The organism is Nocardia sp. NPDC052566 (assembly GCF_044547285.1).
In the GTDB taxonomy this organism is placed as follows: domain Bacteria; phylum Actinomycetota; class Actinomycetes; order Mycobacteriales; family Mycobacteriaceae; genus Nocardia.
On sequence record NZ_JBIUAF010000006.1, the window covers coordinates 396,016 to 421,383 of the forward strand.

The following is a 25,368-nucleotide window of genomic DNA, read 5'->3' on the forward strand; positions in this document are numbered from 1 at the left end:
GCAAATGAACGACAACCATGTACCGGATCGCCTCGACCCAGAAATGATCGTGATCGATGCGATGACACCAGGGCGGCAGGTATTCGGAGAGTGGCTGGCCGCTACGGTCGCCGACCGAACGGCCAGCCAACTGCCGCGCTGGCTGACTCCAATCAGCCCACAGCCACACTCGTTGCAGCACACCAGGACTCGCTGCCGTGCGGCGCTCGTCGCCTCGATGGCGGTGGCAGTCTGCTTGATCGCTGCGGTGACCACACTGCGCCCTGGCGGGCACCAGCCGCCGATCAGCAGCGGGACCGGGCATGCCACCACTGTGGCGGCAAACCCGCCCGGAGATATCGAGCCTGTCGTGAGCGGCAACGGCCTGGCCTGCTGTGGCACCGCCCCGGCCGTAGGTGTGATGGGACCGCGGTCGAGTCGAACTGTTGATGGTGTTCAGGCCATCACGCGTTTCGAGGCCGCCTATTACGAGGCTCGCGATGCACGCATGGCTCGGGAGGTGGTCGCTATCGATGCCGCGGTCCCACATGCCGCAGAGATTCAGGCTGGGATCGACTCGGTACCACCGGGCACGACCTACTGCGTGCAGATCCGGCGGCTCGTCGCGGGCCAGTACCTGGTGGAGCTGACCGAGGTCCGCCCCGGATTCGCGGAATCCAAATGGCGGCAACGGATCTCCACCGCCACCGACGGTAACGGAAAGCACGTGATCACTTCGATCACCGCAGCATGACGACACACAGACAGTGGAAGGAGATCGACAGTGCTGATCGCCGTCACGGGGCTGGGTGCCCGCACCGGTGTCACCACCACCGCCGTCGCGTTGGCGGCCGGATGGCCGGGCCCGGAAACACCGATCGTCCTCGAAGCCGACCCGAGCGGCGGCTGGCTCGCCGGACTCGCCGGCGGCCACCCCAGCCTCGGATTGGCGAGCCTGGCGACCGCCGCAACACACACGAGCACACCTTCCGGAGCCGAGCAGTTGGCCGCGCACACCCAACTGCTGCCGATCGGCGTGCCAGTGCTGGCCGCGCCTTCGGGCACCGATCACATCCGGACAGTGTTGACTTCGCCGATGGCCCCGCCAGCAAGAACACGCAGACATCAACCGCACGAGGTCGTGGTGATCGCCGACACCGGCAAGGCCGACCCGGTCTCCGCGGTGATGCCGATCCTCTCCGGCGCCGACGTCCTGGTGGTGCTCGTGCGCGCCGACCTCGCAGATGCGGGATTGGCTCGGCAGCGGCTGCACGAGATCGCCGAGTGGTGTCCGCGCCGGGCGGTGGTCCTCATCGGCGCGCACACCGATGAGGAGTTCGCGGCCAGCCTAGCTGTGCCGATCCTGGGCCGGTTGCCACTGGACTCGCGCGGTGCTGCCGCCATTCTGGGCGGCACGCGGCTCTCGCATCGCCGCGGCACCCTCCCCGGAGCAGCGCGTGCTGTGGCCACCGCATTGTGCACACACCTGCGCCCCGACGACACCAAGGCCGCTGAACGCGCACCGTGCACTTACACCACAGCACTGCGACGAACACACCCTGGCAGGACCAGCGCAGCAGCGCCCACACCGGCGATCTACAGCCTCGCGTCATCGAGAGCCCGCTTCCTCCGTGAGCACCCACCGGTCCTTCAGCACGATCCGAATTCCCCGGAAAGCGACGCAATCGAACTCGAAGTCACCCGACCGAGCGCGGTCGCCGAGCCAGCCTCCCGATGGGGAGGTGCGAGCGATCCCGTTGCACCTACCCCGCCCAGGCTCTCCGCGCCGTTCGCGCCGCTGGCGGCCGAACCCGCCCCGGTGCCTCACCTCACGCTTCGGTTGTTCGGGCCGCTGCGGGTGATGTGGGAGCCGAAGCCGACGGGCGAGCAGGCATCGACACCGCCGATCGAGATCACCGCCCAGCTGCAGCGCCGCAGCCAGGAAGTACTCGCCCTGCTGGCCATCCACCCCGAGGGAGTGAACCGCACCCAGCTGATCGAGGCGTTGTGGGGCCGACGCGGCACAGTGCGACCGGCCAACGCGATCTGCACCACTCTGGCCCGGCTGCGCACCGCTGTCGCAGAGGCCACCGACGGTGCCGTGGGCCAGCTGCTGATCACCGGCTCGGGCCGCTATCGGCTCAACCCGGCCGCGGTGAGCATCGAGGACTACACCGAGTACACCGAGCTCGTTGCCCAGCGGCGCCGCACCACCGATCCCGACGAGCACTGCGCCACGTCCACGCGGTTGATCGAGCTGGCCGCCACCGGTCTGCTGGCTGCCGACCTCGACGCCGACTGGCTCGACGCCGTCCGCACCTGTGTCCGCAACGAGGCGATCACCGCCGTCGGCGCACTCGCCGAGCAGATCGTCGCCCACGATCCGCGCGCTACCGCACACCTGCTCGAAATGGCCCTCGCCATCGACCCGCACAACGAAGACGTCTTCCGCGATCTGATGAAACTACAAGCCCGCCACGGACAGATTCACGCCATCGACAGCACCCTCGAAATACTCACCCGCCGACTGAAAGAACTCGACGAAGAACCAAGCAGCGAAACACTCGCGCTCGTCAGCGCCCTACATCAGCGCGCATCCTGAAAGCGCCACGATCGCGTATTTCAAACGATCGAATTGTGGAGCGCGAGGCGTCGGCCGCCAGACCCCCGCGCGGGCGGGCTGCTCCGACATCGGATTCTCGAGAGCGGCATGACTTGCGGTACTGCGATCGAAGTACCGCCCGCGCACGTCGATTACCTTCGTAATCGTGATACTCGTCGTGCCGCGTATCTGACTGGCGGCGGCTTCCGCTCTTGAGAGCACACAATGCTGCCGCACTTCGATGAAGTACTACCCTGCGGCGATATCTATATCACAGAATCGTTGTATCATTACTGTTAGCCGTCGCTGACGGCAGCTATTCGGATGTGATTATCCTTGGCGGAATTCGATATCGATTGAATCCGATTCCCGGCGGTCCGAATTTGTGCGATGCGGTTACTGATTCGTGCGCGGCGCTGTCATTCTTTTTCTGGATCGATGGCTTTCGAGCAGTGTCCGCCGAGTGGCGCGTTCGGTAGCGCGTTAAGGGGCGCAATAGGGGGCGCGATCAAGACGCGCTACCCAAGTGGGCTCATATCCCCTGGTCAAGGCTGTAGTTCCATGCCCATAACCGCCCAGGGTCCTACCCTCCGGTAGGAACAAACACACATGCGGCCGGAGGTTCGGTTCGCCTGCATCTGCCCAACTCATCTCCTCCTTCATCTGCCCGTCTGTAATCGGATTTCCCCTCCTTTCTATATATCTATTTTCTATCCACCTTTTCCATTTCCTCGGTGCGTCGGGTGGCGTCGAATATGCACGCGCATTTTCGTAATTTATTGCCCTGATGACGGGATTTGTTTTAGAAATTATCTCGTGAAATCGGGCGAATGGGGTTGTTTTTCGGTTGCGGGTGGAGCTAATCTCGTTTCACTGGGGAAAACGAAACAATTTCCATCGAGGATTTCTCGCCCTGCCTGATTCATGTCCGAAACCGTTTCTAATTCACTCAAACGGAGGCGAGTCAGATGTTCGACTTCACCGACTGCGACATGTGACCCCCACCGACCGCTCGCTTTTTCCTGCTCATTTCGTTCGCGAAGGAGTTATGTCATGACCGCACCCGCACCCGCACCCGCACCCGCACCCGCACCCGCACCCGCACCCGCACCCGCACCCGCACCCGCCGCGCGGTTGGGTAACGGTGAATTGCGCCGCATGGTGGCCCGTGTGCTGGCCGATGAGCCCGGCGCCGAATTCGGTCCCCGCGAGATTTCCAATCGTATTGGCCGGTCATCGGGTGCGATCGGCAATGCCCTCGATGTGTTGGTGCGTAACGGGCACGCCGACCGTACCCAGGACAAGCCCCGCCGATACCGCGCCAACGCCGACACCGCCAGCGCGGCCGCTGCCGCCCCGGCTCCCACCGTGCCCGCCCCGGCCCTCGCCGCCGCACCCGTACCCGCCACGACCGCGCCATCCCGCCGCAAAACAGCGTCCGCCCCCGCGCCTGTGGCGGCGGCCCCCGTGATGCGCCCAAACGGGCAGGTGTACCACCCGCGCGCGCTGGCAGGGCTGCCCGATGTGGAAGTGCTGGCCCGGATGCGCGACAACGGGGTTCCGGTCCTGTTGTACGGTCCGCCCGGCACCGGCAAGACCAGCCTGATCGAGGCCGCCTATCCGGATCTTCTGACCGTGCAAGGCGATTCGGATACGACCGTGGCCGATTTCGTGGGCGAGTACACCCAAACCCCGGACGGCCGTTACGAGTTCGTGCACGGACCGCTGGTCCGCGCCATGCGCGAGGGCGCGGTGCTGTTCATCGACGACGCCACCCTGATACCGCCGAGCGTGCTCGCGGTGGTCTACCCGGCCATGGACGGCCGCCGCGAGATCGTGATCAAGGCCCACGGCGGAGAGGTCGTGAAAGCCGAGCCCGGGTTCTTCGTAGTGGCAGGCCACAACCCCGGCGTACACGGCGCGATCCTGTCCGACGCCCTCGCCAGTAGGTTCGCGCTCCAGGTAGAGGTGTCCTCGGACTACGAGATCGCTGACGGGCTCGGCGTGGACACGCGCGCCGTACGCACCGCGCGGGCACTGTCGCAACGGATGGGCCGTGGCGAGATCGGCTGGGCTCCGCAACTGCGCGAGCTGCTGGCCTTCGCCAAAATCGCCGCCGCCGTGGACGCCGCCACCGCCGCCGCCAACCTCATCGGCACCGCCCCCGAAGAGGACCGCGAAATCGTCGCCGAGGTGGTGAAAACCGAATTCGGCAGCACCTACAAACCCCTCGCCCTCGGTGCCCGCCTCAAGTCCTGACCCCCGCCCCGGTGCCCCGGGCGCACCCCGGGTATCGGCCCCACCGAAAGGAGCTGCTCGTCATGACCGCCACACACGTGACCACCGCCCCTACCGCACCCGCGCCGGTACCGCCCGCGCTGTCCGATTGGCTCGAGCTGTCCCAAGCCATGACCGCCGAAACCCCCGCCATCGCCGACCGCGCCGACCTCACCGTAATCATCGCGCCCGGCGCGGCCGGAGGCGCGCTCGCGATGTTCGTCTCCGACCTGAAGCTCATCGCGATCGAGGGCCGCAACCTCGGAGTCGACCCGGGCACGGCCCGCCCGTGGCGCTACGCCGACCGCAACCGCTACGCCCCGACCTGGGGTGCGCTTACCCACGAATGCGCCCACGCCCGCCACACCCGCTGGACACCGCCCCCGGCCACTGCCCCCGATGTCGCGGCGGCAGCGAGGTTGTTGGAGGAGTCGCGCATCGAGGCGGCCCAGCTGCGCCGCCGCCCAGCCGACCGGCACTGGTTGCGCGCGAGTACCCGCGCGCTGGTCTTCGCCGACAGCGGTGGCGAGCTGGCCACCGCCACCGTCGCGCCGACTCGTCACGCCGCCGCCCATGCCGCCGCACTCATGCTGGCCCGCATCGACGCCGGGGTACTCGACGCCGACGAGTGCGCGCCCGCCGCCGCTGCGATCGAGGCCGTGCTCGGGCGAGACCTCTTGCGGCAGTTGCGGACTCTGTGGCGCATCGCGCGGCGGCTGTCGGACACCAACACCACGGGCATGCTCGAGCTCGGGCGGCGCTGGGCCGAGCTCGTTGGCCCCGAGCCCCACACCACCCCGCAACCGCGCTCCCCGCTGGGCGAGGCGGTCATCGGCAGTCTCGGCGAGATTGCCGAACGTGTTGCCGTGCACAGCCTCCCGCCCGACCCGGCCGACCTCGCCGACCGCGCCGCTTCGGAAGAGGCTACTCATAGCGACCGTGCCGACACCGCCGCGAAGTCCGTGTTCGGCAAGCGCCCCCCAACCGGCCGAGGCAGCGCCCGCCGCCCCGTGCGCGCACCGCGCGACGGGGAACAGGTAGCCGCGCGAGTGCTCGCGCGGGCGCTCACCACCGCCAGCCAGCGCGAGCGTGCGGCTATCAAGACCACCTCCGCGTTGCCGCCGGGCCGGTTGCGGATGCGTGGCGCGCTCGCCCGTGACGCCCAGCGTGCTGCCGGAGCGATACCGACCGCCGAGCCGTTCACCCGCACCACCCGCAAACCCGTACCCGTACCGCCGCTGCGGATCGGGATCGCCTGCGACGTGTCCGGGTCGATGAGCGACTACACCGCCGACGTGGCCTCGGCCGCCTGGATCATCGCCACCGCCGCGAAGCTGGCCATAATGCCCGCCGTTACGGCCACCCTGACCTTCGGCCGTGAGGTGCTGCCGGTCACCTATCCGGGCACCGCCCCGGAGAAGGTCACCGAATTCGCCGCCACCGCAGTGTGGGAGGCCATCGACACCGCCATCGACGCTCTCGACGGCGCGCTCGGCCTGTCACGCCCGGAGAACACCCGGCTACTGGTCATCATCTCCGACGGAGACTTCCGCCCCGCGCCCCGCGCCGCCGCGCAGCAGCGCCTGAACCGGCTGCGCGAGACCGGGTGCGCGGTGCTGTGGCTGACCCCCGACGAACCCTGGGCTCAGCCGCTCACCGGCGCGACCGTGCACGAACTGACCAACCCCGCCGACACCATCGCCGCCATCGCCCGCGCCGCCGTCACCGCTGTACGTACCGCATAGCCAAGACACCCCGCCCCAACCCGGTGCGGGGGCACCGAAACAGAAGGGACACATCCGAAATGACCGCCAACACGACCGACGACGCGAACCGCTCCGACACCGACACGCCCCTGGATCTGTCGATCGAGGTCACCTGTGACGCTTGCCGCAAGACCGCCACCTTCCAGGTCAATCACGACCGGTACACCGCCTGGCGTGAACGGCGAATGTTGATGCAGGACGCTTTTCCGCATCTGAGTGCCCCCGACCGCGAGTATCTCAAGTCGCGCGTCTGCCGAGACTGCTGGACCGCAATGTTCGGGCCGAACCCCTTCGCCGACTAACAACACACACGCCATCCGAATCCCCTCCGCCGATCCTGGAAAACCGTTAGGAGACAACAGATCATGAACCCGCATGCGATCTACGAGGCCCGCAACGTCGTGACTCGTGACCACTACGCGATCTACCAGCGCAACGCCGAGGGCCTCTACCCTGTGGTGCACGCGTTCGGCACGATGCGCACCCCCACGCTGGCGCTGCTGACCGAGGACGATTTGCCCGCTTACAGTTTCGGCGCGGTCCGCACCGTGGTCGGCCGGTGCCCCGAGGGGCTGGAAATCCTGAACGGTGGCGTGACCGCCGCGCTCCGCGAGGCCCTGCCCGCCGGTCACGAACCCGAGATCGGACGCTGAGTCCCCGCAACCGTGAGTGCCTCGAGTCACACATCCGCCCGGGTTGCTGGACTGTCCTGTCCGGCAACCCCTTCGCCGCTTGGCTGCGGCCGGTTGCGAGGTCGCAGGCTTGGGCCAACATCACCGGCGCGCTGCACGCCGCGCCGTTCCCCCAATAACCCCCGCCCGTCTGGCATCGGGCCCGATGGGCGACACCACCGAACACCCATACGGAGGTAGCACCATGACCGAGAACGCGCACCCCGACACCCGCGACAACGGCAGCTGTGGAGACGAAACACGCACGGCCACCGCGTATTTGGCCCAGACATCGCACTTCTTCGGTGCGCCGTGCCCGATCGAGATCGGCGACGAAGTGATGCACTGCCAGGACGATTCCCTGCGAGGCAGGGTGGTATTCCAATATGCCGACTGCGGCGTCGCGATGTGCTCGGTCTCCGTGCCCGGTTACCAGGGCAGTGTGGCCGTACCGCCATGGTTTCTGCGCCATGTCGGCGGTGACGAGCCCGGTTTCACCGAACAGATGACAGCGCTAGTGACCGCTCAGCGGGCCATCGCTGTCGATACGCTGAAGGACAGCGAGCAGGAGGCGCTGACGTGCGCGCGTACGCTCGCCGCGCAAGTGAGGACCGTCGTCGACGACCTGGTCGGCGGGCACCCGCCTTCGATCGTGCCCGAGTCCTGGCTGGCCACCGATCTTGAGCATCTCCTGGATGAGCTCAACGAGCTGCGCGAGCTGCTCGAATCTGCAGGACTGCTCACCAGTACATGCCCCGCCGAGGCGGTTCCCGCCACCGACTAGCACCGGGTTGCCCAAGAGCGTTTGTGGGGACAAGACACGGGTCTTGTCCCCACAATGCTGTGCGATCAATTCCACCGATCGCGTCTGCCGCCTCGATCGGAGCCAGACGCGCTCGGGTGGGCGGTTAGCGGGTGTGCTGGATCAGGGTGGTGATCCAGTCGGCCACGCCGGGCAGGTAGGCCGCGTAGCCGGTCTGATGGACACCGGAGGTGTAGAACCGTGCGGCGTCGCTACCCTGGCGGGCCAGATCCGACAGCATGGTGCTGGTGCCGGGGTTGCTGGTCAGCGACGAAGCCGGTGACGAGCCCGAGCTGCTGGTCCCGGTGAGTGCGGCAGCGGCGGTGGCGGCGAGGTCAGCGGCGACGGGTACCAGCCCGACGAGTTCGATGCCCGCGCCGAGGATGTCACCGGCGGCGAACTTCTCGATGGCGCGCCAGGCGATCTCCTGGGCGGCACCGATTCCGGTGGCGACTCGCCGAATATCGGTGCGTGCGAGGATGCTGACGACCTGTGCCGCGATGGCGGTGGTGCCGGAGGTGTCCATCGGCGCGGCCAACTCCAGGGCCCGAGCGACCAGTGCGAGATCGGCTTTGTCGGCGAGTTGCACGAGCGGGTTGAAGGAGATGTTGATCGCACCGGAGAGCCGATGTGCCTCGGGGATATTGCCGGCGAGGACAGCGCCGGGCAAGGCGGCGAGGTCGTTGAGCAGGGTCGGGACGCCCGAGGCGAAGGACGCCAGGCCACCGGCGACAAGCACGACCTGCTTGGCGACGCTGGCGGCATCGATCTGGCCACCGGACGATGAGCTGGTGCTCCCTGTGGCCGAGGTGCCAGAACCTTCCCCGGTGAAAGCGCGGCCGAGGGCGGTCCAAGCTGGCGAGGATTCCTGCGAGGTCGCGCAATACAGGTCCCCGGAAGCGCACACGGTGCGCACTCGATCAGTCAGTGCGCCGAAACCGTTCGAGCGCGGACCGGACACGCCCTGTCCGCTGGTGTTGGTGCCCAGTTGCGGGGTGGACGCGTCGCGGCGGGGGTCGGCGAGCAACGCGACCGCCGCCACCCGCGAGGCCGCGATCGAACCAGAGCCGGTGCCCACCGCGGCGGCGACATCGCCTGCGACATCGGCGCCTTGGGAGTACCCGACGAGCACAACCTGTGTCTGGGAGCACAATTCGCCCAGCAGTTCCGACAGTGCTTGTACGCCTGCGTGTTTCGAGCTGGCGTAGGGCGCTGCGGCGGCAGGATAGGGCAGATAGCGGACGTCGATGCCGCCGCCATGGCGGGTACCGAGATCATTGCCGAGGGTGGCCAGCAGCCCGACCGGCTGGGCGGGATCGGCGGCGGTGCTGGTTTCGCCGGTGCCAGGCACCAGCACCGCCGTGACCGGTGCGCAGCCCGGGGCGGCGGTGGCGGTGGCGGTGCCGACTACGGTGGCGGCCGTGGTGGCGGCGGCAACGATCGCTGTGGCGGCGATGGCGGTGGCCAGGCGGGCAGGAACGGGGACGGGGTGTGGTGACCCGGTGGCGGGACGGTGGGAGCGGCTGGGGTTCATGAGCTGTCCTCCGGTGCACGGGCGTGGTGGTGCGTACACCCGGGGACTGGCAGCCGTCACCGTGTTTTTGCCCCACCCGTGACCGAAAAGAGTCCTCCCCTGCCGCCAGTACGACTGGTTATCGGCCGCACGAGACAATGCGGCCGGTACGCGCGTGGGGCGTACCGGCCGCAGGGGTGAGGAGCGCTATTGGGCTTCTTGCCCGGCTTGCTGCTCTTCCTGGGAGGGGTGGAGCTTGAACTTGTTCGGACGTTCGCAGGTGTGTTCGGCGACATACCTGCCGACCAGTGCGAAGCAGGCGTTGTAGACCGCGCCGGAGGACTTGCCGCCCAACTCTTTCGCGATCTTGCCGGGGGTGAACTCCTCGCCGGGATGCTCGCGCAGGAAGTCCTCCACCTGCCCACGCAACGCGCCCGGTTGCAGGCCCCGGGGCTGGGGCCTGGGCGGTTGGCCGCACGTCGGGCACACGCCCGCGACTGGCACGGCGTCAGCGGGCTGCGTCGCCGTGGCGGTGTCGTCCCCATCCGGTGTCGTGTGCCCGTCACCGGTGGTGTGGGCGGGCGGTTGTGCGTCGGGCTCGTTGTTAGGCTCAGGCTCGGGCTCGTTGTCAGGCTCGGTGTTGGGCTCGTTCGCGGTCTCGGTCTCGGCCTGGTCGGTAGAGGTGGGGGTGTCGGTCACTACGGTGGCCTCCGCCAGGGCGGAGGCCACCGGTTCAACCGAGCTGGCCTGCGGGTCGGGTTCCGGTGCGGGGGAGGTGGTTTCGGTAGTGTCGGCGATGCGCCAGCGGAAGCCGGTGCGGTTGTCGTCGTCGGCGACACGGGTGACGAGATCGTCGGCGAGCCAGCCCGTCAGGATCTTGCGGGCGGTCGATTTCGGCACCGAGGCGATGGTGGCCAGCTGGTTGGTGGTGGAGGCGGGATGGTCGGTCAACGCTTGCCACAGGGTGTTCTCGTGGGTGGTGCGGGCGTCGGTGGACGTGGTGGTGGACATGACAGTCCCCTTTCGGGAATTGGTGAAGAAAGCGGATTGATAGGTGTGTCATGTCCCGGCCGGGACGGTCACCCGCCGGTTGCGCCAACCGGAAATGTGCGGGGTTCCAACTACATGGACGCTCCGTACCGGCGTCGATGTCAAGCGGGTTCGCCGAACAAGCCGGATATCAGGCCGACGACGTGCAAATAGGCTGGGAATTCGGCTGCGGTAAACCGATTTCGGTTCCCGTGGGGTCGAAACGCTGCGGGATGCCGAATTAGTGCGCAGGGCATTGCAAACAGTGGTTGGGGCTGGCGCGCAGCCGGGTGAATCCGGCTGCACGGCAGTGCATTCGGATACCTCAGCTTTCGAGGACCGCGTGGGCGGCTGCGGAGGGGTTGTCGAAGACTCGCAGGTCGGGAAGCATGATGCCGCCGGTATCGGTGATCACTGCGATAATGTCGGTGTCCTTCATCTCCAATCGCGCCCCAGGGGTGAGCTTCCCTGCAGTGAGGAGATCGGCGACCGAGACGCGCTGGACTCGCTCGAACGGGAAAGGCTCGCCGAATTCGTAGTCATGCTGCCATGATGGCGCGCACTCGGCGCAGATGTGGCTGTTGTCGTGATCGCAATTCTCGGGTTGTTTCACCTCGAAGGTGGTACGACGTTCTCGGGTGACACGTTCTCCGGTGACGAAATGCGTGTAGGACTCGTCCAATCGCGCGGTGAGAAACGTACGCATGGGTGTGTCTCCGTCCATTCTCGAGCCCGTGCCATAAGGGCGCGCGGCGGTGAATTGTGCGTGCGGCACCGATGAACGCTCGTTGCGGTGGCTATGTCAAGACAGTGTGAAAGGTGGTCAGAGTGGGCTTGCCGGTGCCGTGCGTCGGTCGGTGGTGCCGCTCGGGGTTATCCGTCGTGCGGGCGGGGGTGGTGTTGCCAGGGAAAGCGTTCGCAGAACAGGTGATCGACCTGCCATTGCCATGCGCAATCGGGGCACACCGTGTCCTCGTGCATGCAGGTGTCGGCGCTGGCGATAGGGATGTCGACCTCGTCGATGCGGGGTTCCGGGACTTGGGCGCCTGGCGGCAGGTAGCTGCAGTCGGTGAGTGCCCGTACCGTTTGCGGGTTCTTTCTGGCCATCGGTCCAATCCTTTCGTGTGTGGGAGTTGTTCGGAAATGTGGTGTTACTGCTCGGAATTGGCGTTGGTGGAACTCGCCGCGGACAAGGGCCTGGTCGCGCCGAAGTAGTCGTCGCCCTCGTAATGCAGATCCTGGACCCGCACAGGGACGTGAAAGGTTGGGGCGTTGACGATCTTTCCGTTGCCCAGGTACAGCCCGACGTGGTGGATGTTGGCGCTCGTGCCGTAGAAGACGAGATCGCCTGGACGCAAGTCACTTTCGGCTATAGGCGGACCGGCGTGGTACTGATCGGCGGCGGTGCGGGGCAGGCCGACTCCGGCGGCGGCATAGGCGGCTTTGGTCAGACCCGAGCAGTCCCAGCCACCGGAGACCTCGGGGCCGTTGCCGCCCCACACATAGGGTTGCCCGAGCTGCGCGCATGCGAAAGCGAGCACCACCGAGGCGCGGTCGTTGCTGTACACGGAGCCGCAATCGCCTGTACCGGAAGTGGTTTGGCTGCGGTAACGGGCTGCTTGGTTGAGCACGTCGCGCACGTACCAGTCGGCGTGGTTGTAGGCCCAGATCGCCGAATACATGTCGGCGGGGGCACCTGCGTCGCACAGGTAGTAGGCGGCGGCGTGGACCGCATCGGAGGGGTTGTAGCGCGAGGGCGGGGTGGCCCCGCCTGGCGGTAGCTGGTGTCGGGTGACGACGTCGTCGAAGGTGGGTGCGAGGAACTGCATCGGACCGCTGGCTCCGGCGAAGTTCTCTCCAGCGTTGACACCGGGCAGGGGGGAGCGGCCGTGGTCGGTCTCGATCTTGCCAATGCCCGCGAGCACCGACCAGTCCAGACCGGGGCATGCCGGTGCAGCTTTCTGGTATAGCGCCAGCATGGACTCAGGAATGTCGGAGACCGCTTCAGGACTCGGCGCCGCACCAGCTCCTGGCGCGGGCGAGAGGGGCTGCGGCTGGTCGAAGACGACGACGGTGGTAACGACCGACGCGATGACCAGCGCACAGAATCCCATGCTCACACCGCCCGCGGCGAGGGCCTTGCCTATCACCACTCACCTGCTCCGGGCGGCGGGCACGGCGGCGGTGGCGTCAGCACCGTGTAGCGGCTGTGCGGCGCAACGGGCACGCTCGCGGGCGCGGGGGTCACGCGCGGCCACTGGGCTGCCAGCGTGTGCAGCGCGACGCGACTGCCGTCCGCGGAGTCCAAGCCCAGCCAGACCGGCGCAGCAGGGCTGGCGGCAGGATGAGTCGAAAGCAGGTCGGCGGCTGCGGTAGCGACGGGCACCGCCTCGGGGTCACCAAGCCTGATCCAGGTGTCGTGCAAGGCTTTTCGTGCGGCGGCTTCGCGGGAACCGACGGGTAACCACACAAGTACCGGGGTGACGATGCCGCTGGTCCGGGCGAGTTCGGCATAGCCGTGCAGTTTGCCCGCCACAGTCGGCAACGCCATGGTGGCGAGATCGAACTCGAGGAAGAAATCCAGCGTCGACCCGGCATGGGTGTAGCGGCCGTACCCGTCGGGGATAACGAGATCGCCCCAGAGGGCGCGGCAGCGGTTCTCAGACCACCAGGCCAGCAGCGCGGCGTTGGCGCTCGCAGGGGCGGTGGTGGCCAAGGTGGTGAACCAGTCGTTGAGGCCGACCGTGTGGGCCAGGTGCAGGCTGTGCGCGACGGCAAGGGCGCGATCAGGCCGGAAACCCAACTCGCGCAGCTCGATTCCGGCCTGAGCGGCCAGCACGGCGGCTCCGGCCTGGGCCAGGACCCAGTGGGTGGGGGCGGTGCCGATTGCGCATAGCGGCCGGAAGCGCTCCAGCACGCCGTAGTCGTACAGCGCAGCGAGGCGGCGGCGAGCGCGGCTGGGACTGCCGAAGGTCAGTGCGGTGAGCTGAGGTGTGGTGAGCACCCGGTGCTCATGGCACATCCGCAGAATCCAACGGTCACGCTCGGTCAGGCACAACGCCAGCCGTGCGTGGGCGCGCCCCAGGGACTTCCCACGCCCTGGGGCGCGTAGTTCGCGTTGACGGGTCGGGCGGTTGATCATGGTCGACTCGTTTCGCTCGCGGGGTGAATGGGGTTGCTGCGCTGCACGTCCCGGCAGCTGCAGGCAGGTCAGGACAGGCGCGGGTCCACGCCCGCTGTGGGTTCGGCGCCCTTTGTGAGGTCGATCGACTTCGGGGGTTCAGGGGCAGGTGCGGGTTCTGTGGGTGTGGTGCGGGCGCGGACCGCTTCACGGATCGCGGCGGCGCGGCCGGGGATCGGGTCGGGCAGCGGGCGGGTGCAGAGGGTGAACGGCGGTGCCTGCTGTCCGCCGACGAGCAGACGGGCGGCGGCGTGATAGACGTCGAGATGGGTGAGGTCGTGCTCGGTGAGCAGCGGGCTGGTGTGGCGCGCGAGCTCGCGGGCGTCTTCGGGCGATGCGGCGAAGACGACCTTGTTGCGGGCGTTGGCGGAGATGCCTTCACGCAGTTCGCGTGAGAGCTGCCCGAGGTTCTGGTGCGCTAGTACCAGCGACAGGCGCAGGCCGCGGGCCTCGGCGAGCATGTCCTCCACCGGGGTGCTCAGGTTCAAGAAGTTCTGGGCTTCGTCGAGGACGAGGCTGGCGTCGGGCCGGTCGGCCGCGGGCAGGCGCGAGCGGGTGGTCGCAGCCTGCCAGGTGCGGGCCACCAGCAACGACCCCATCAATCGAGCGGTGTCTTCCCCGAGTTGGCCTTTCGGCAGCCGTGCCAGGCAGATTCCACCGTTGTTGAGGACGTCAGCGAGGTCGACGGTGGACTCGCCGGCCGCGATCGCCGCGCGCACGAAAGGCCGCAGCAGGAACGCGCGCAGCTTGTTGAGCAGCGGCCCGACGGCTTGGGTGCGGGTGGCTTCGGATTGTTCGCTCCAGGAATTCCAGAAGTCGCGCAGCAGGGGGTCGTTGACTTCTCGGGTGATGCGTTCCAGATTGGCTCCGCCACCGAGCAGGCCCGCCAGGTCGACCAGGGTGTGGATACCGGGCCGCGCGCACAAGGTGCGCAGGCTGACACGCAGGATGTCATCGGTTCTGGGCCCCCACCAGCGTGCGTAGACGCGGGAGAATATCGTGGCCAAGTTGTCGACCGCCAGGTCCAGGCCCTCGGTGCTGGTGTCCAGCGGGTTCACGCACGGAGGCCGCAACGTGGAGTCGGCATCGAAGATGACAACCTTGTCGGCCAGGCGGCGGGGCAGACGCGCGAGGACGTCGGTAACCAGGTCGCCTTTGGGGTCGATGACGACCACTCCGCGCCCGGCGTCGGCGTCGGCGAGGATCCACTGTGCCAGCAGCGTGGACTTGCCGACACCAGTTGCGCCGAGCACGTGGGTGTGGTGGCGAGCATCGGCAACGGTGAGCGCGACGGGGCGTCCGCTGCCGGAGTCGGCAATCCCGAGCGGCTTGGAATGCGGGCCGCCCAACGAGATGGTCGCGGCCGGAGGCAGCGCGCGTGCACCCGCGCGAGCCAGACCGGGCACCGACGCTTCGCCCGGGAGATGCGCGATGCCCGCGATCTCGGGCACCGACAGCAGATCCCCGTGCCCGAGCCAACGTCGCTGCAGCGCCCAGGCTTTGCGCCATTGGCGGCGGCGTCGGTAGAAGTTGAGGTCCGTGCACGAGGCGAAGACCGCCGCGGCGGCATGTGCGCGGCCACGCGCGATCGCACGCGCCTCACCTCGCCGGGCACGATCGCAGACACCGGGCACGTCGACGGCAGCGGCGTAGCGGATGACGGTTTCCCAGTGCCCGCCACGCGCTTTGGTGACCGCCGCCCGCGTCTGGACGGTGTCTTCCACGCGGGTGAACCGATCCACCGGCATCGTGTGGACCCGCGGTGCTCGTGTCGAAGAGCCAGGGGTGATCAGGTCGAGCAGCTCGCGGACCACACTCGCCACTGCTCCCGCCAATCCGGCGGTGAGCCCGCCGGGGTGCCCGGAGTGCATGCGCCGGACGCGGCGGCCGGTGACCGGACGTGCCAGGATTTGCACGCACACGCATTCCCCCGTACCGAGATCGGCTGCGGCAGTGAGCAAGTCGCGGGCGATATCGGTGCTGTCATAGTCGGTGCGGATCGGGAAACTCTCCGGGCGTCCCAGCCGCAACCGCCCGGCCGCGAGTACCCGCTGCGAGTCCGGCTCCGGTACGGCCAGCGGCGCAGCGGCTTGCTCCACGGTCTGGGTGCGCGCGCCCGGCCATGCCGAGGCCACCGCGCGCTCTACCAACCCGGGCGGAATCGACGCCGGGGTCCAGATGGCGAGTGTGACGCCTCCGTGCCCGGCGACGCGGTACTCGAAGGCTATGTGCGGCTGCCCGAACAGCAGACGCTTCCACGCCGGGCGCAGCAGCCCGACCAGATGTGACCACAAAGCTTGTGCCGCATGCGCTTCCAGCGTCGGTGGGCACAAGATGGTGACCTCGCGGGCCCCACTGGCGAGCCGCACCCGCCGCAGGTAGCGCACGGTCACCGCGGCGAGCACCGCTGCGGCGGCCATCGCCGCGAGGGCGGTCGCGGTGCTGGCGCTGACCGCAGTCAAGCGCGCGGTCAGCCGGTCGAGGATCTGGTTCGGGGTCAGCAGTACTTGTCCGATCCAGCTCGATGTCGGCGGGGGAGCGGGGACAGTCATCGCGGCGGGCCTTTCGGGTCGAGGCGAGTGCCGCAGCGGTGGCGGTGTGCGCCGATGCCGCCGGGGCCATAGAACAGCTCCGAACTGACTGCGCCGGAGACGATCTCGGGTGCGAGGTGTCCGACGTGCCAGGCCCCGCTGCGACGCGGGCAGGGGTAGGCGTGCAGTCCTTCGCCGGGGTAGCGGCGGCGTGCGTATTGCCGTGCGGTCCTGCGTGTGGCGAAGGCGGCTTTACCGCAGTCCCGGCAGGCCCCGAGGTATCCGGGCGAGGGTTGGCGGTGGTGCTCACCGCGGGCCGGGGTCATCACGCGGCCTCGGACAGATCGAGGAAGACCTCGTCCCCGTCATCGTCGCCGGTGGACGAGGCTGTGCGGTCGGTGGCAGGGGACAGGTCGACGGGAAGGTCGCAGACGTCCTCGCCGGGCAGGTCGACGCCGACCTCGGTGTCTTTGCCGAGGGTGGCGAACTGCGGGGAAGTCGTGATCAGCGCGTTTTCGAAATCGGAAGCCACAGAAGCGAACACGGTGCGGTCGGTGCCGACCGCGAGCAGACCCTGTCCGCGATCGGCAGCGAGCAGGAATCCCCGCTCGCCATCGGAGAGTCCGAACGCGGCAGCGACCTCATCGATCGCCTGGGGCGCCTGCCGCAGGAGCACCTGGGTGGCGGCGTTGGCGACGATCGCCTTGCCCAGCTCGGTGGACAGCACGTCCGCGCAGTCCTGGGTGGCCACGGTAAGTCCGGCCCAGTGCTTGCGGAAACCTTTGGCGGCCCGGAACAGGAACTCCCCGCCCGCTTCCTGGCGCAGCATCCACCACGCCTCGTCCACGACCACGAGCCGGGGCTGGCGGATTGCCGGGTTGGACACCCGCCGCCACGTCACATCCAGCGCAAGCAGCGTGCCGAGTGTCTTCAGTTCGTCGGGCAATTCCCGCAGGGAGAAAACCACGAACGCGCCCTCGGGCCTGGTGGTCGTCTTACCGTCGAGGAGCCCCGCGAACGCGCCGCCGTTCACGAACGGTGCCAGTGCTTCGGCCAGCTCGACGCCGACACTGCTACCGCTGGCGCGCAGTTGCTCGGCCAACATGCCCAGCGTCGGAGCCGGACGGGTCCAGGTGGCCGGGTCTTCGGTGATCCCGGCGGCGGCATAGGTCGCGGTCAGTGCGGTATCGAGCACAGCGCGCTGCGCCGGGGTTTGCTCATCGAGCAAGATCCTGATCATGGTGTGCAGGAACAGCTTCCGTCGTGTCAAGGCATCGGAAGGGGCGCTGCGGCGGCCGTCGGGGCGGGTGTGGAGTTCCAAGTCGAATGGGTTGAGCCGCACGCCCGGTGCGCCGAGCTGCAGATAGGTGCCGCCCACGGCCTCGGCCAGGGGCCGGTACTCGGCCTCCGCGTCGATGACGATCGTCTCGATGCCCCGCATCAGCGAGCGCAGCACCTCGGACTTGACCAGATAGCTCTTGCCCGAGCCGCTTCGGCCGAGCACCACCATGTTGTGGTTGTGGATGTTCTCGCCGAACCGATCCCAGAACACGAGCCCACTGGCCGCGTCGCGGCCATACAGCACACCCTCGGGCCGATGCGCCGACACCGGATCGGTGACCGGCAATTGTGGGCTGGTGAAGGGAAATGATGCGCTGAGGGCGTCGGTGTCGAAAGTGCGGCCCACCTTCACCGGGTCCAGCCCCAGCGGCAGGGTGGCTGTCCAGGCCGCAACCGCGCGGTAGGTGAGGTGGCAGGTGTCGATTAGCAGGCTCGCGGCCAGGGCCCGCACCGCCGAGACTTCTTCGGCCAGTTCGGTTTCCGAGCCAGCGTGCACGCTCAGGTAGAGCCCGACTCGGAATAGTCGGCCCTCGCCGCGGGCCACGCGCGCCGACAGATCAGCGGCGTCTTCGGCTGCGACATCGAGCTGCGGATCAGGCAGCAGGCCGTAGGCGGCGCTGTGCCCGCGCGAGGACTCCAGGCGGGCCTGCTGGCGGCGCAGCCGGTTGGCGGCGGTTACCGGATCGACCGGATCGATGTGCAAAGCCAGATCGATGCGGCCGGGGTGGGCGAGCAGCGGGGCGAGCCAGCCGCCGGTGACCTCGCGGGGGTAGCCGGTGACCGCGAGGGTCGACACCCAGTCCGAGCCGACTTCCAGTGCGCGGGGGCCGACGGTCAGCGACTGCGGCGCGAACACCGAGCGTGTCCCGAGGCGGCGCACCGCTTTCCGGCGTTCGCGACGGTGAGTCGCCTCAGCGCCACCGTCGTCGGGGCCGAGGTCGAGGGCGGTATCGGATGCGTCGTCGGTGGCCGCGTTGGCGGTGGTGATCACAGCGTCGGCGGCGGCGATGTCGGCGCTGTACGGGACGAGGCTGGCGGGGTTGGTGGCCGAGGCCAGGATCGCGGTGGTCTGGGCGTCATCGAGTGCGGTGACGGTGACACCGAGGGGGCCCAGCATGTCGGTGGCCTCGGACAGTCGCCGCAGCAGCCGCGTCTCGGCGGCACGACGGGCTGCGGCCGAGACGTCACGGGCGGCGCGACGGCGACTCGGTAGCAGCGAGGCGGCCAGCGTGCGCGCGGACGGGCCGTTCAGTCCTGGTGCGGCGGCGCGGGCTCCGTGGAGGGGTTCGCGCCAGACGAGCAACACCTGCCGGTGGAGCAGGTTGTCGTTGGTGGCCAGGCCGGTCAGGAACGCGGCGTGATCGCGGGCGGCCTCGGCCAGCTCCGGTGACATGTCCTGCGCGGCGGTGCACAGCGCGGCGATGCGGCCTGTCAGGTCGAGGCGGCTGGAGCGGATGAGGATCTGTACCGGCTGGCGCAGCGTGTGGAGCCAGCCGCCGAGCTGTGTGACGAGTGCGGCCTGCTCGGCTGGGGTGCGCAAGGTGAGGTTCACGGTGCCCGCGAGCGCGACCGCAGCCAGACCGTCTGGACCGAGGTCGATGATCCCGACCTCGCCGGACCCGCCCACCTTTTGCGGCAGGTGCGCGGTGGCGTTCGTGATCGGCTGCTGGGCAGCTGATTTCGGCTTCCGGCTGGCGTGGGCGGTCAGCCAGCGTGGCGCCGCGCTCAACCCATCGGGGGCAGCGACGAGGCGGTGCGGGCGCAGGTGGTGGCTGACCGCGGCGACAAGCAGCTGGTCGCCGGACACGCCGTCGCGGGTCGTGAGTATCAGACCGGTGAGCAGCGCACCGAGCGGGACCGCGCAGGCGACGAACACCGGCGGTGGCACCACCTCCCGGGTCAGCATCCAGGCCAGGTACATGCTCAGGGCAGTGGTAGCGACGATGGCGAGCTGGCGGGAGGTGAAGGGACCGACGAGTTTGTCGCGGCGATCGACATCGGCGGGAATGCGGGCGGTGATAGTCATAGCGATCCCTTTCCTGGGGTACGGCGGGTGCGGCGGCGAACGGGCAGATCAGGAAGCGGCAGATGCAGTTGCCGCCCGGATGAGCGACGAGGCGCGGGTGGCGGTGGGGTGCTGGCGCGAGGCGGTGCCGGAGTGCGGCGGAGCTCTATCGGCAGGGGGTATTGGCCGCTGCGGGTCGGGCGCAGCCCGGCGTACGGGTCCGGCTCGGTCGCGGGTGTGAAGTCGAAGGCCAGCTGCTTGGGACGCGGCCTGCTGGTTGCGGGCAGCGGTTTGGGGGTCGGAACCGGTGGCGGTGCAGCGGGTTTGGCGACGCGCTCGATGGGGATCGGGAGCTGGTATTGGCCGTCGCGGCGCAGGTGAGGTTTCGGCCCGAGGTCGACGCCGTGGAATTGCGGCAACGGCAACATCAACTGCTCGCCCTGGGGCGAAGCGACCGGGATCGACGTGGCGTGGGAGATCCGTGTTGCCGGGGCGGGCTGGCGTGGGACGCGGCGCAGACCGGACAGCGGCAGGATCAACTGTCCGTCGCGGGTGGCGCGTACCTTCGCATACGGGTCGGGATCGCCCGTGCTGGTGGCCGGAGGCTTCTTGCCGGCGCCAGAGCGGGAGAACGCCGCTTTGTCCGCGGATTTGAGCAGCCCGAACGTCTTGTACATCACGAAGCCGCGCACGATCGAGGACGCCAGTCCGCGCCTGTTGCCGATTTTGAGTGCCGACAGTAGCCAGAACGGGACCTTTATCAGCAGCAACCCCATCGCGTCGGCGACGATGATGTTGACCATGCCGTCCTTGGTGGGTCCGAGCGCCCACCAGCCGTCGGGGGACAGGAACACGCGCAGCCCGACGATGAGCACCATCGACTGCACGACCTGGACGGCCAGACATGCCCCGAACGCGCGCCACCACCAGCGGGCGATCTCGTCGAGGCCCGGCAGGGCGTAGCACATCATCGCCAGCGGGGCCGAGACGATGAGCACCACGGTGATGACCAGGCGAATGATCCAAGTGATGAGCAGGATCGTCATCACCACGAGGAACACCAAGAGCAGGATGGTGGCGAACAAGCCGGTGGCCTGCCCGTTGGCGACTGAGTTCATCGACCTGAAAGCCGCTGCGGCGGAGTCGGGTTCGATACCGTCTCCGGCCACTGCTACCGCCAAGCCGTTGGCGAAGCGGATCGCCTGGGTGGCGACGGCCATGCTCATCGCGCCCGCGATGAATCCGACGACCAGCCGAGGCAGCAGCTCTCGCCATCCCCAGCGGGTTTGCAGGGTCTCATTCAGCATGAGCAGAACGCCGGCCGCGATCACCACGAGCCCATACATCGAGAGCACGAGCCGCCACGATGAGTCCCACAGCTGTCCGATGCGCGGAAAGGTGCTGGGTTCGGGTGTGGTCAGCATGTGCTCGGACACCCAGGCCACGATCGTGTTGAGGCCGGAGGCGACCAGGCGGCTGAAGAACCCGTCGATCGCGCCCGCGACACACGAGGCAATGTTGGTGACTCCACAGTCGGCCTCGTTGGTGGCGGCGCCCCCTTCACCGGACTCGCCCGGCCCGGCGGGGCGTTGCTGTGGCCCAGTCGGCGCAGGCACCCCCTTGGTCGTGGGTGGGGTCGCGGTCGTGGGTGGGGGTGGGGCTGTGGGTGGGGTCGGCACGGGCTGTGTCGGCGCGGCCGGGAGCGGGGGTGGTTCGGCGGTACCGATTGCTGTGCCGCACACAAGGATCGCCACCAGGGCGAGCACGAGGATCAGTGCGCGCCGTATCGACGGTGGTGCGGTCCTGGCGTGATGTGGGGTGATCATGTCAGCCGCCGACAATCGACTTGAGGACCGCGACCACAATCGGCGCGAGCATCGCCAGCGCGTACCCGACGCAGGCGGCTTTGAGGGCGATCTTGGCGCGTTCGATCTCACCGGGATCGCCGGAGCAGATCAGATAGCGGGTGCCGCCGATGGTCAAGCACACGGTCGCGACGAGCGCGAGGATCCCGACGATCCAGTTACGTAAATTGTTGAGCACCTCGTCGAACGAACTCGCGATCGCCAGCACGGTCTGTGCCGAGGCGGGTGCGGCCGCCGCGGCGAGCACCGCACCCGCCAGCGCGACTGTCAGGGCCATTCGGGCGAGGCCACGCCGAAAACGGCCAGCGTGTGAGGGCTGTGCGGGCGTGTGGGTGGGGGAGTGGGTTATGCGCATCGCTTCACCTCCGGTGCCGGATACGGGGAGGCGGCTGTGTTCTCCTCGCACTGGGCACTGGCAGGCCGAGTCCGGAAAATCGCCACCGGCCGCGCATATTGGTGGTGTTGGGCGGCATCGATGGCTGCGGCCTCCACGACACTGGTGCAGTTGGCTTCGGCCAGTCGTTCTCGCAGCCAGGCCCGCAACCGCACCTCGGCGCGTTTGCGTCGCTTGTTCAGCTGCTTGTAGGACTGGCCGCGTTCGGTCGCCAGCGAGATCAGCGTGCGGTCCGCGAGCCGGGTGTCGGCGATCAGCATGGCGCTGGAGGCGTCGATCACACCCTCGGCCACCGCTTGGTGCAGCAGATGCTCCGGATGCCCGTGGCAGCGCAGCCAACGCTTGTCCAGATCGGCGGGCGGCACCGGGACCGGTGACATCGCCTGCTGCTTGGCCCACCCGCGCCCGCCTCGATAGGACGCCCACCGCAGCGCACACCACACACGTGTCTGGCCCAGGTTGATGTTGCCGACCGCGTCCACGAAGGCGGTCAGCACCGCGGCCTCGGCGTCGGCTCGGTCGCCCTCGACCCTGCGGGCCAGACGTGCCGCCGCGCCCGACATCATCGGCACCGCCACCCCCGCGCACGCCAGCACCGCGTCAGGGCCTTCGCGGCGGGCGTAGGAGATCAGCCACGCCCACACAGCATCGACATCCATCACCGTGAACGGCACCGAGGTATCGGCCAGCAGCTCTCGCAACCGCCCCCAGGTCACTGGTGACTCCGGCAAGGCCGCGGCTGCCTGCGGGCTCAACGGCACTGGCCGGGCGGTGATCTGCTCGAACCGTTCCTGCACCGCTGTCAGCGGCAGCCGCGCATCTCTACGCGAATAACCACGGTCGGATGAATTCATGACGATCAGCTCCTTGCTCGGATCGAAAAGAGAACTTCGACCAAGCCAGGACAGCAAGCTGCCGCCACGAGAAGTCCACAAGAAATACACCGGGCACACACGAGAGATCCACAAGAAGTCCACAACAGGCCCGTGCGGCGTCCACCGACTTGTGTGGACAATCGGCCGTTAAGTTCTCATAGAAGCCGGTCTGCCTGGTGTTGTGTATGTTCGGTGGACTCTTCGGTGGCGCTGAGTTCGGCGTCCGATCTGTTAGAGGTGGAAAGGGAAAGAAAATCCTCCGAACTACGTCCAGGAAGGGGGTCTCATTCCCTTCCATTGTCGAACTCGTTCGGGTGAGTTTCGAATCTCGCGAGAAAATCGTGGGCGATTTTCGGGTGGTTCCCATGCAGTCCCTAGATGTACGGGAATTCCGTCTCCTCGAAGGGACCGCTACCCATGTCCGATCCCCGCCCCGTTGCCGCTGTACCGTCCACGATCTGGGCCTGCGGCCGCGACGTTCCCGACCGAAGCGACTTCTGGCCAGCGCCGGTCCTGCGCCGTGCCGTCGCCGAATTCAGCGAGCCTGATGCCCGCGTCGTCCTGCTGGCAGCCTCGCCCGCCCAGCAGCTCGCCGCCCGCCGCGCCCGCACCGCCCTCGCCGACACCGGCCGCACGGCGAGCACCGTGACTGTCGCGGACTCGCCGGCTACGCCGGGCCGCGGCGAGGTCGCCGACCTCGTCATCGCCAGCCTGCTGTCAGATCCCGACACCCCGCCGCTTCGCGACATCTACACCCGGCTCGCTTTCACCGCCGCCGACCAGCTACGCGGCGGAGCGATTCTGGCCGTGCTGACCCGCTGCGAGCGCACTCGCGGCGGCGTCCTCGACGACGCGACCGGCCCCGTCGTGGCTGCCGCTCAAGCGGCCGACCTGCTCTATCTCTCCCACATTGTCGCCGTCCCGATCTGCGCCGACGTCATCCCAGTTGGTGCTCGCGAGCAAGCCACCGTGAACGGGCATCGCATTGTGCACATCGACGTCACGGTCTTTCTGCGGCCCGACGATCAGCACCTGGCCCAATCCCTGAACCGCGCCGCCTGAGCCTGCCCGATCGACCATCGCATCCCGCCACGCAGACAGGACCACGGCCATGAGCGAACTCCACAACCCCCGATCCGGCCCTGACCATGCCGTGCCGGTATCGGTATGGGCCACCGCCCAACATGCCCCCGCTACACAACGACGGGGCCGCTACCATCCCGACGGCACCGCCCACCCGGCGAAAATGCTGCCCGCCGTCGCCGCGCACGCCATCACCCACTACACCCGCCCCGGCGACCTCGTCCTGGACCCGATGTGCGGGACCGGCACCACCGTCGTCGAAGCCCTCCACCTCGGCCGCCGCGGGCTCGGCATCGAATACGAAACTCGTTGGGCCGCAGTTGCTCGTCGCAACATCGACCTTGCCCGCGCGGCCGGATGCGACCAGGACGCTGCGGTGTACTCCGGCGACGCCCGAAGGCTCGACACCATCCTGCCCGCCGAATTCCTCGGCGCCGTCGACCTGGTGATCACCTCGCCGCCCTACGGCGACTCCACTCACGGCCACGTCAAAGTAAAGCCGGGCGAAGGCGTGCGCAAGATCAACCACCGATACGGCTCGCTCTTGGACCGTGGCAACTTGGCCAACCTTTCGCTGGGCCGATTGCTATCCGGGTTCACCCGAATCCTCACCGGTGCGGCCGTGTATCTCAAACCCGGCGGCTACGTGGTGATCACCGCCCGGCCATGGCGTCAACACACCGAACTGGTCGACCTGCCAGCACACATCACCACCTGTGCCACACTCGCCGGTCTCGTCCCCGTCGAGCGGTGTGTCGCGCTACTCGGGCGTCTCGCCGATGACGACATCATCCCCCGAAGTTCCTTCTTCCAAAGGGATTTCGTCACCAAACGCCGTGCCGCCGGACTGCCGATGCATCTGATCGCCCACGAGGACGTCCTGATTTTCCAGGCTCCGGCCGGACCGCAGGAAGCGTTCCAACTCAGGCACTTCTACCCCGAACACGCTCCTGGCACCGCAAGGCCACACGTGCCTGGCCACCGCTGGACGTAGCCGCCATGCGGAGGCGGGCTGACCCGCTCGACCTCCGACCACCTCTACGCGGGATCGCTGTTTGGCCCGCGCGGTCTTGCGCGACCGCCAGGCCGCAACGCTCGACTGCATTTGTGGCCGAGCGAGATTGGAAGGAGAAGGCATGTCGAACAGGACCAAGACTGTGCTCGCCGCGACGGTGTTGACCGCGCTCGGGTTCGCCGGAATCGGCAACGTCCCAGCCGTTGGCGCTGGCCCGCAGCCTCCATGCTGGAACGGCTGTTCGTTCCCGCTGGACCCGAACAACCCACCGTCCCGGTTCGACCCCGCCAATGTTGATCCGGCGGGGACCCTTCCGCCGGACTCATCCAATGGACACGACCACGAGCCAGCCGACCTGCAGCACGCCAATCCGCGCTGAAACGACAAGACGGGGCACGCGCCGAACTGGCCACTACCGGGGCGGGGCGGTTCGCGCCCT

At 68.1% G+C, this 25,368-nt stretch carries 21 protein-coding genes; 10 read left to right on the forward strand and 11 right to left on the reverse strand.

The features are described from left to right. Positions 1-4: 4 nt before the first annotated feature. The 7 genes from ACIG5A_RS31635 to ACIG5A_RS31665 all read left to right on the forward strand — a co-directional run bounded on the left by ACIG5A_RS31635 (position 5) and on the right by ACIG5A_RS31665 (position 8,079). Positions 5-733 carry a hypothetical protein gene (locus ACIG5A_RS31635; protein WP_397246758.1) on the forward strand — a complete coding sequence of 243 codons (729 nt, stop codon included), beginning with the start codon at positions 5-7 and terminating at the stop codon, positions 731-733. Positions 734-763: 30 nt separating this feature from the next. Beyond that, a complete protein-coding gene (locus tag ACIG5A_RS31640; protein WP_397246760.1) occupies positions 764-2,581 on the forward strand; it encodes a hypothetical protein in 1,818 nt (605 codons plus the stop codon). A gap of 1,053 nt (positions 2,582-3,634) precedes the next feature. Then, complete coding sequence (locus ACIG5A_RS31645; protein WP_397246762.1) at positions 3,635-4,840, forward strand: AAA family ATPase; 1,206 nt, start codon at positions 3,635-3,637, stop codon at positions 4,838-4,840. Positions 4,841-4,902: 62 nt separating this feature from the next. Then, the gene (locus ACIG5A_RS31650) at positions 4,903-6,603 is read left to right on the forward strand and encodes a VWA domain-containing protein (protein ID WP_397246764.1); all 1,701 of its coding nucleotides are present in this window, start codon (positions 4,903-4,905) and stop codon (positions 6,601-6,603) included. A gap of 59 nt (positions 6,604-6,662) precedes the next feature. Further along, a complete protein-coding gene (locus ACIG5A_RS31655; RefSeq protein WP_397246766.1) occupies positions 6,663-6,926 on the forward strand; it encodes a hypothetical protein in 264 nt (87 codons plus the stop codon). Positions 6,927-6,989: 63 nt separating this feature from the next. Next, a complete protein-coding gene (locus ACIG5A_RS31660; RefSeq protein WP_397246768.1) occupies positions 6,990-7,277 on the forward strand; it encodes a hypothetical protein in 288 nt (95 codons plus the stop codon). A 223-nt stretch (positions 7,278-7,500) separates the two neighbouring features. After that, entirely contained in the window at positions 7,501-8,079 is a 579-nt protein-coding gene (locus tag ACIG5A_RS31665; protein WP_397246770.1) for a hypothetical protein, read from the forward strand. 124 nt (positions 8,080-8,203) lie between these two features. Here the strand turns inward: ACIG5A_RS31665 and ACIG5A_RS31670 are convergent, their stop codons facing one another. The 11 genes from ACIG5A_RS31670 to ACIG5A_RS31720 form a co-directional block, all read right to left on the reverse strand. After that, on the reverse strand, positions 8,204-9,631 hold the full coding sequence (locus ACIG5A_RS31670) for a cutinase family protein (protein WP_397246772.1): 1,428 nt from the start codon (positions 9,629-9,631) through the stop codon (positions 8,204-8,206). 186 nt (positions 9,632-9,817) lie between these two features. Then, positions 9,818-10,621, reverse strand: a complete 804-nt coding sequence (locus ACIG5A_RS31675) for a hypothetical protein (protein WP_397246774.1) — start codon at positions 10,619-10,621, stop codon at positions 9,818-9,820. A gap of 343 nt (positions 10,622-10,964) precedes the next feature. Beyond that, positions 10,965-11,414 carry a hypothetical protein gene (locus ACIG5A_RS31680; protein ID WP_397246776.1) on the reverse strand — a complete coding sequence of 150 codons (450 nt, stop codon included), beginning with the start codon at positions 11,412-11,414 and terminating at the stop codon, positions 10,965-10,967. 98 nt (positions 11,415-11,512) lie between these two features. Beyond that, on the reverse strand, positions 11,513-11,746 hold the full coding sequence (locus ACIG5A_RS31685) for a hypothetical protein (protein ID WP_397246778.1): 234 nt from the start codon (positions 11,744-11,746) through the stop codon (positions 11,513-11,515). 44 nt (positions 11,747-11,790) lie between these two features. After that, entirely contained in the window at positions 11,791-12,792 is a 1,002-nt protein-coding gene (locus tag ACIG5A_RS31690; protein ID WP_397246780.1) for an NlpC/P60 family protein, read from the reverse strand. Then, positions 12,786-13,781 (reverse strand): replication-relaxation family protein, encoded by a 996-nt coding sequence (locus tag ACIG5A_RS31695; RefSeq protein ID WP_397246782.1) that lies wholly within the window; start codon positions 13,779-13,781, stop codon positions 12,786-12,788. The genes ACIG5A_RS31690 and ACIG5A_RS31695 overlap by 7 nt, the downstream gene beginning before the upstream one ends. A 68-nt stretch (positions 13,782-13,849) precedes the next feature. Continuing rightward, entirely contained in the window at positions 13,850-16,372 is a 2,523-nt protein-coding gene (locus ACIG5A_RS31700) for a type IV secretory system conjugative DNA transfer family protein (RefSeq protein ID WP_397246784.1), read from the reverse strand. 304 nt (positions 16,373-16,676) lie between these two features. Beyond that, positions 16,677-19,718, reverse strand: a complete 3,042-nt coding sequence (locus ACIG5A_RS31705) for a PrgI family mobile element protein (protein WP_397246786.1) — start codon at positions 19,716-19,718, stop codon at positions 16,677-16,679. Beyond that, positions 19,715-21,523: a hypothetical protein gene (locus ACIG5A_RS31710; protein WP_397246788.1), complete on the reverse strand. Its 1,809-nt coding sequence runs from the start codon at positions 21,521-21,523 to the stop codon at positions 19,715-19,717. The genes ACIG5A_RS31705 and ACIG5A_RS31710 overlap by 4 nt, the downstream gene beginning before the upstream one ends. A 1-nt stretch (position 21,524) precedes the next feature. Next, positions 21,525-21,839 carry a pilin gene (locus ACIG5A_RS31715; protein ID WP_397246790.1) on the reverse strand — a complete coding sequence of 105 codons (315 nt, stop codon included), beginning with the start codon at positions 21,837-21,839 and terminating at the stop codon, positions 21,525-21,527. A gap of 68 nt (positions 21,840-21,907) precedes the next feature. Next, positions 21,908-22,810: a hypothetical protein gene (locus ACIG5A_RS31720; protein WP_397246792.1), complete on the reverse strand. Its 903-nt coding sequence runs from the start codon at positions 22,808-22,810 to the stop codon at positions 21,908-21,910. Between the two features lie 438 nt (positions 22,811-23,248). Here ACIG5A_RS31720 and ACIG5A_RS31725 point away from each other — a divergent pair, with 438 nt between their 5' ends. From ACIG5A_RS31725 to ACIG5A_RS31735, 3 genes are all read left to right on the forward strand, one after another. Continuing rightward, positions 23,249-23,893: a hypothetical protein gene (locus ACIG5A_RS31725; RefSeq protein WP_397246794.1), complete on the forward strand. Its 645-nt coding sequence runs from the start codon at positions 23,249-23,251 to the stop codon at positions 23,891-23,893. Positions 23,894-23,942: 49 nt separating this feature from the next. Beyond that, positions 23,943-24,908 (forward strand): TRM11 family SAM-dependent methyltransferase, encoded by a 966-nt coding sequence (locus ACIG5A_RS31730; RefSeq protein ID WP_397246796.1) that lies wholly within the window; start codon positions 23,943-23,945, stop codon positions 24,906-24,908. Positions 24,909-25,050: 142 nt separating this feature from the next. Further along, positions 25,051-25,308 carry a hypothetical protein gene (locus ACIG5A_RS31735; protein ID WP_397246798.1) on the forward strand — a complete coding sequence of 86 codons (258 nt, stop codon included), beginning with the start codon at positions 25,051-25,053 and terminating at the stop codon, positions 25,306-25,308. The last annotated feature ends 60 nt before the right edge of the window (positions 25,309-25,368 follow it).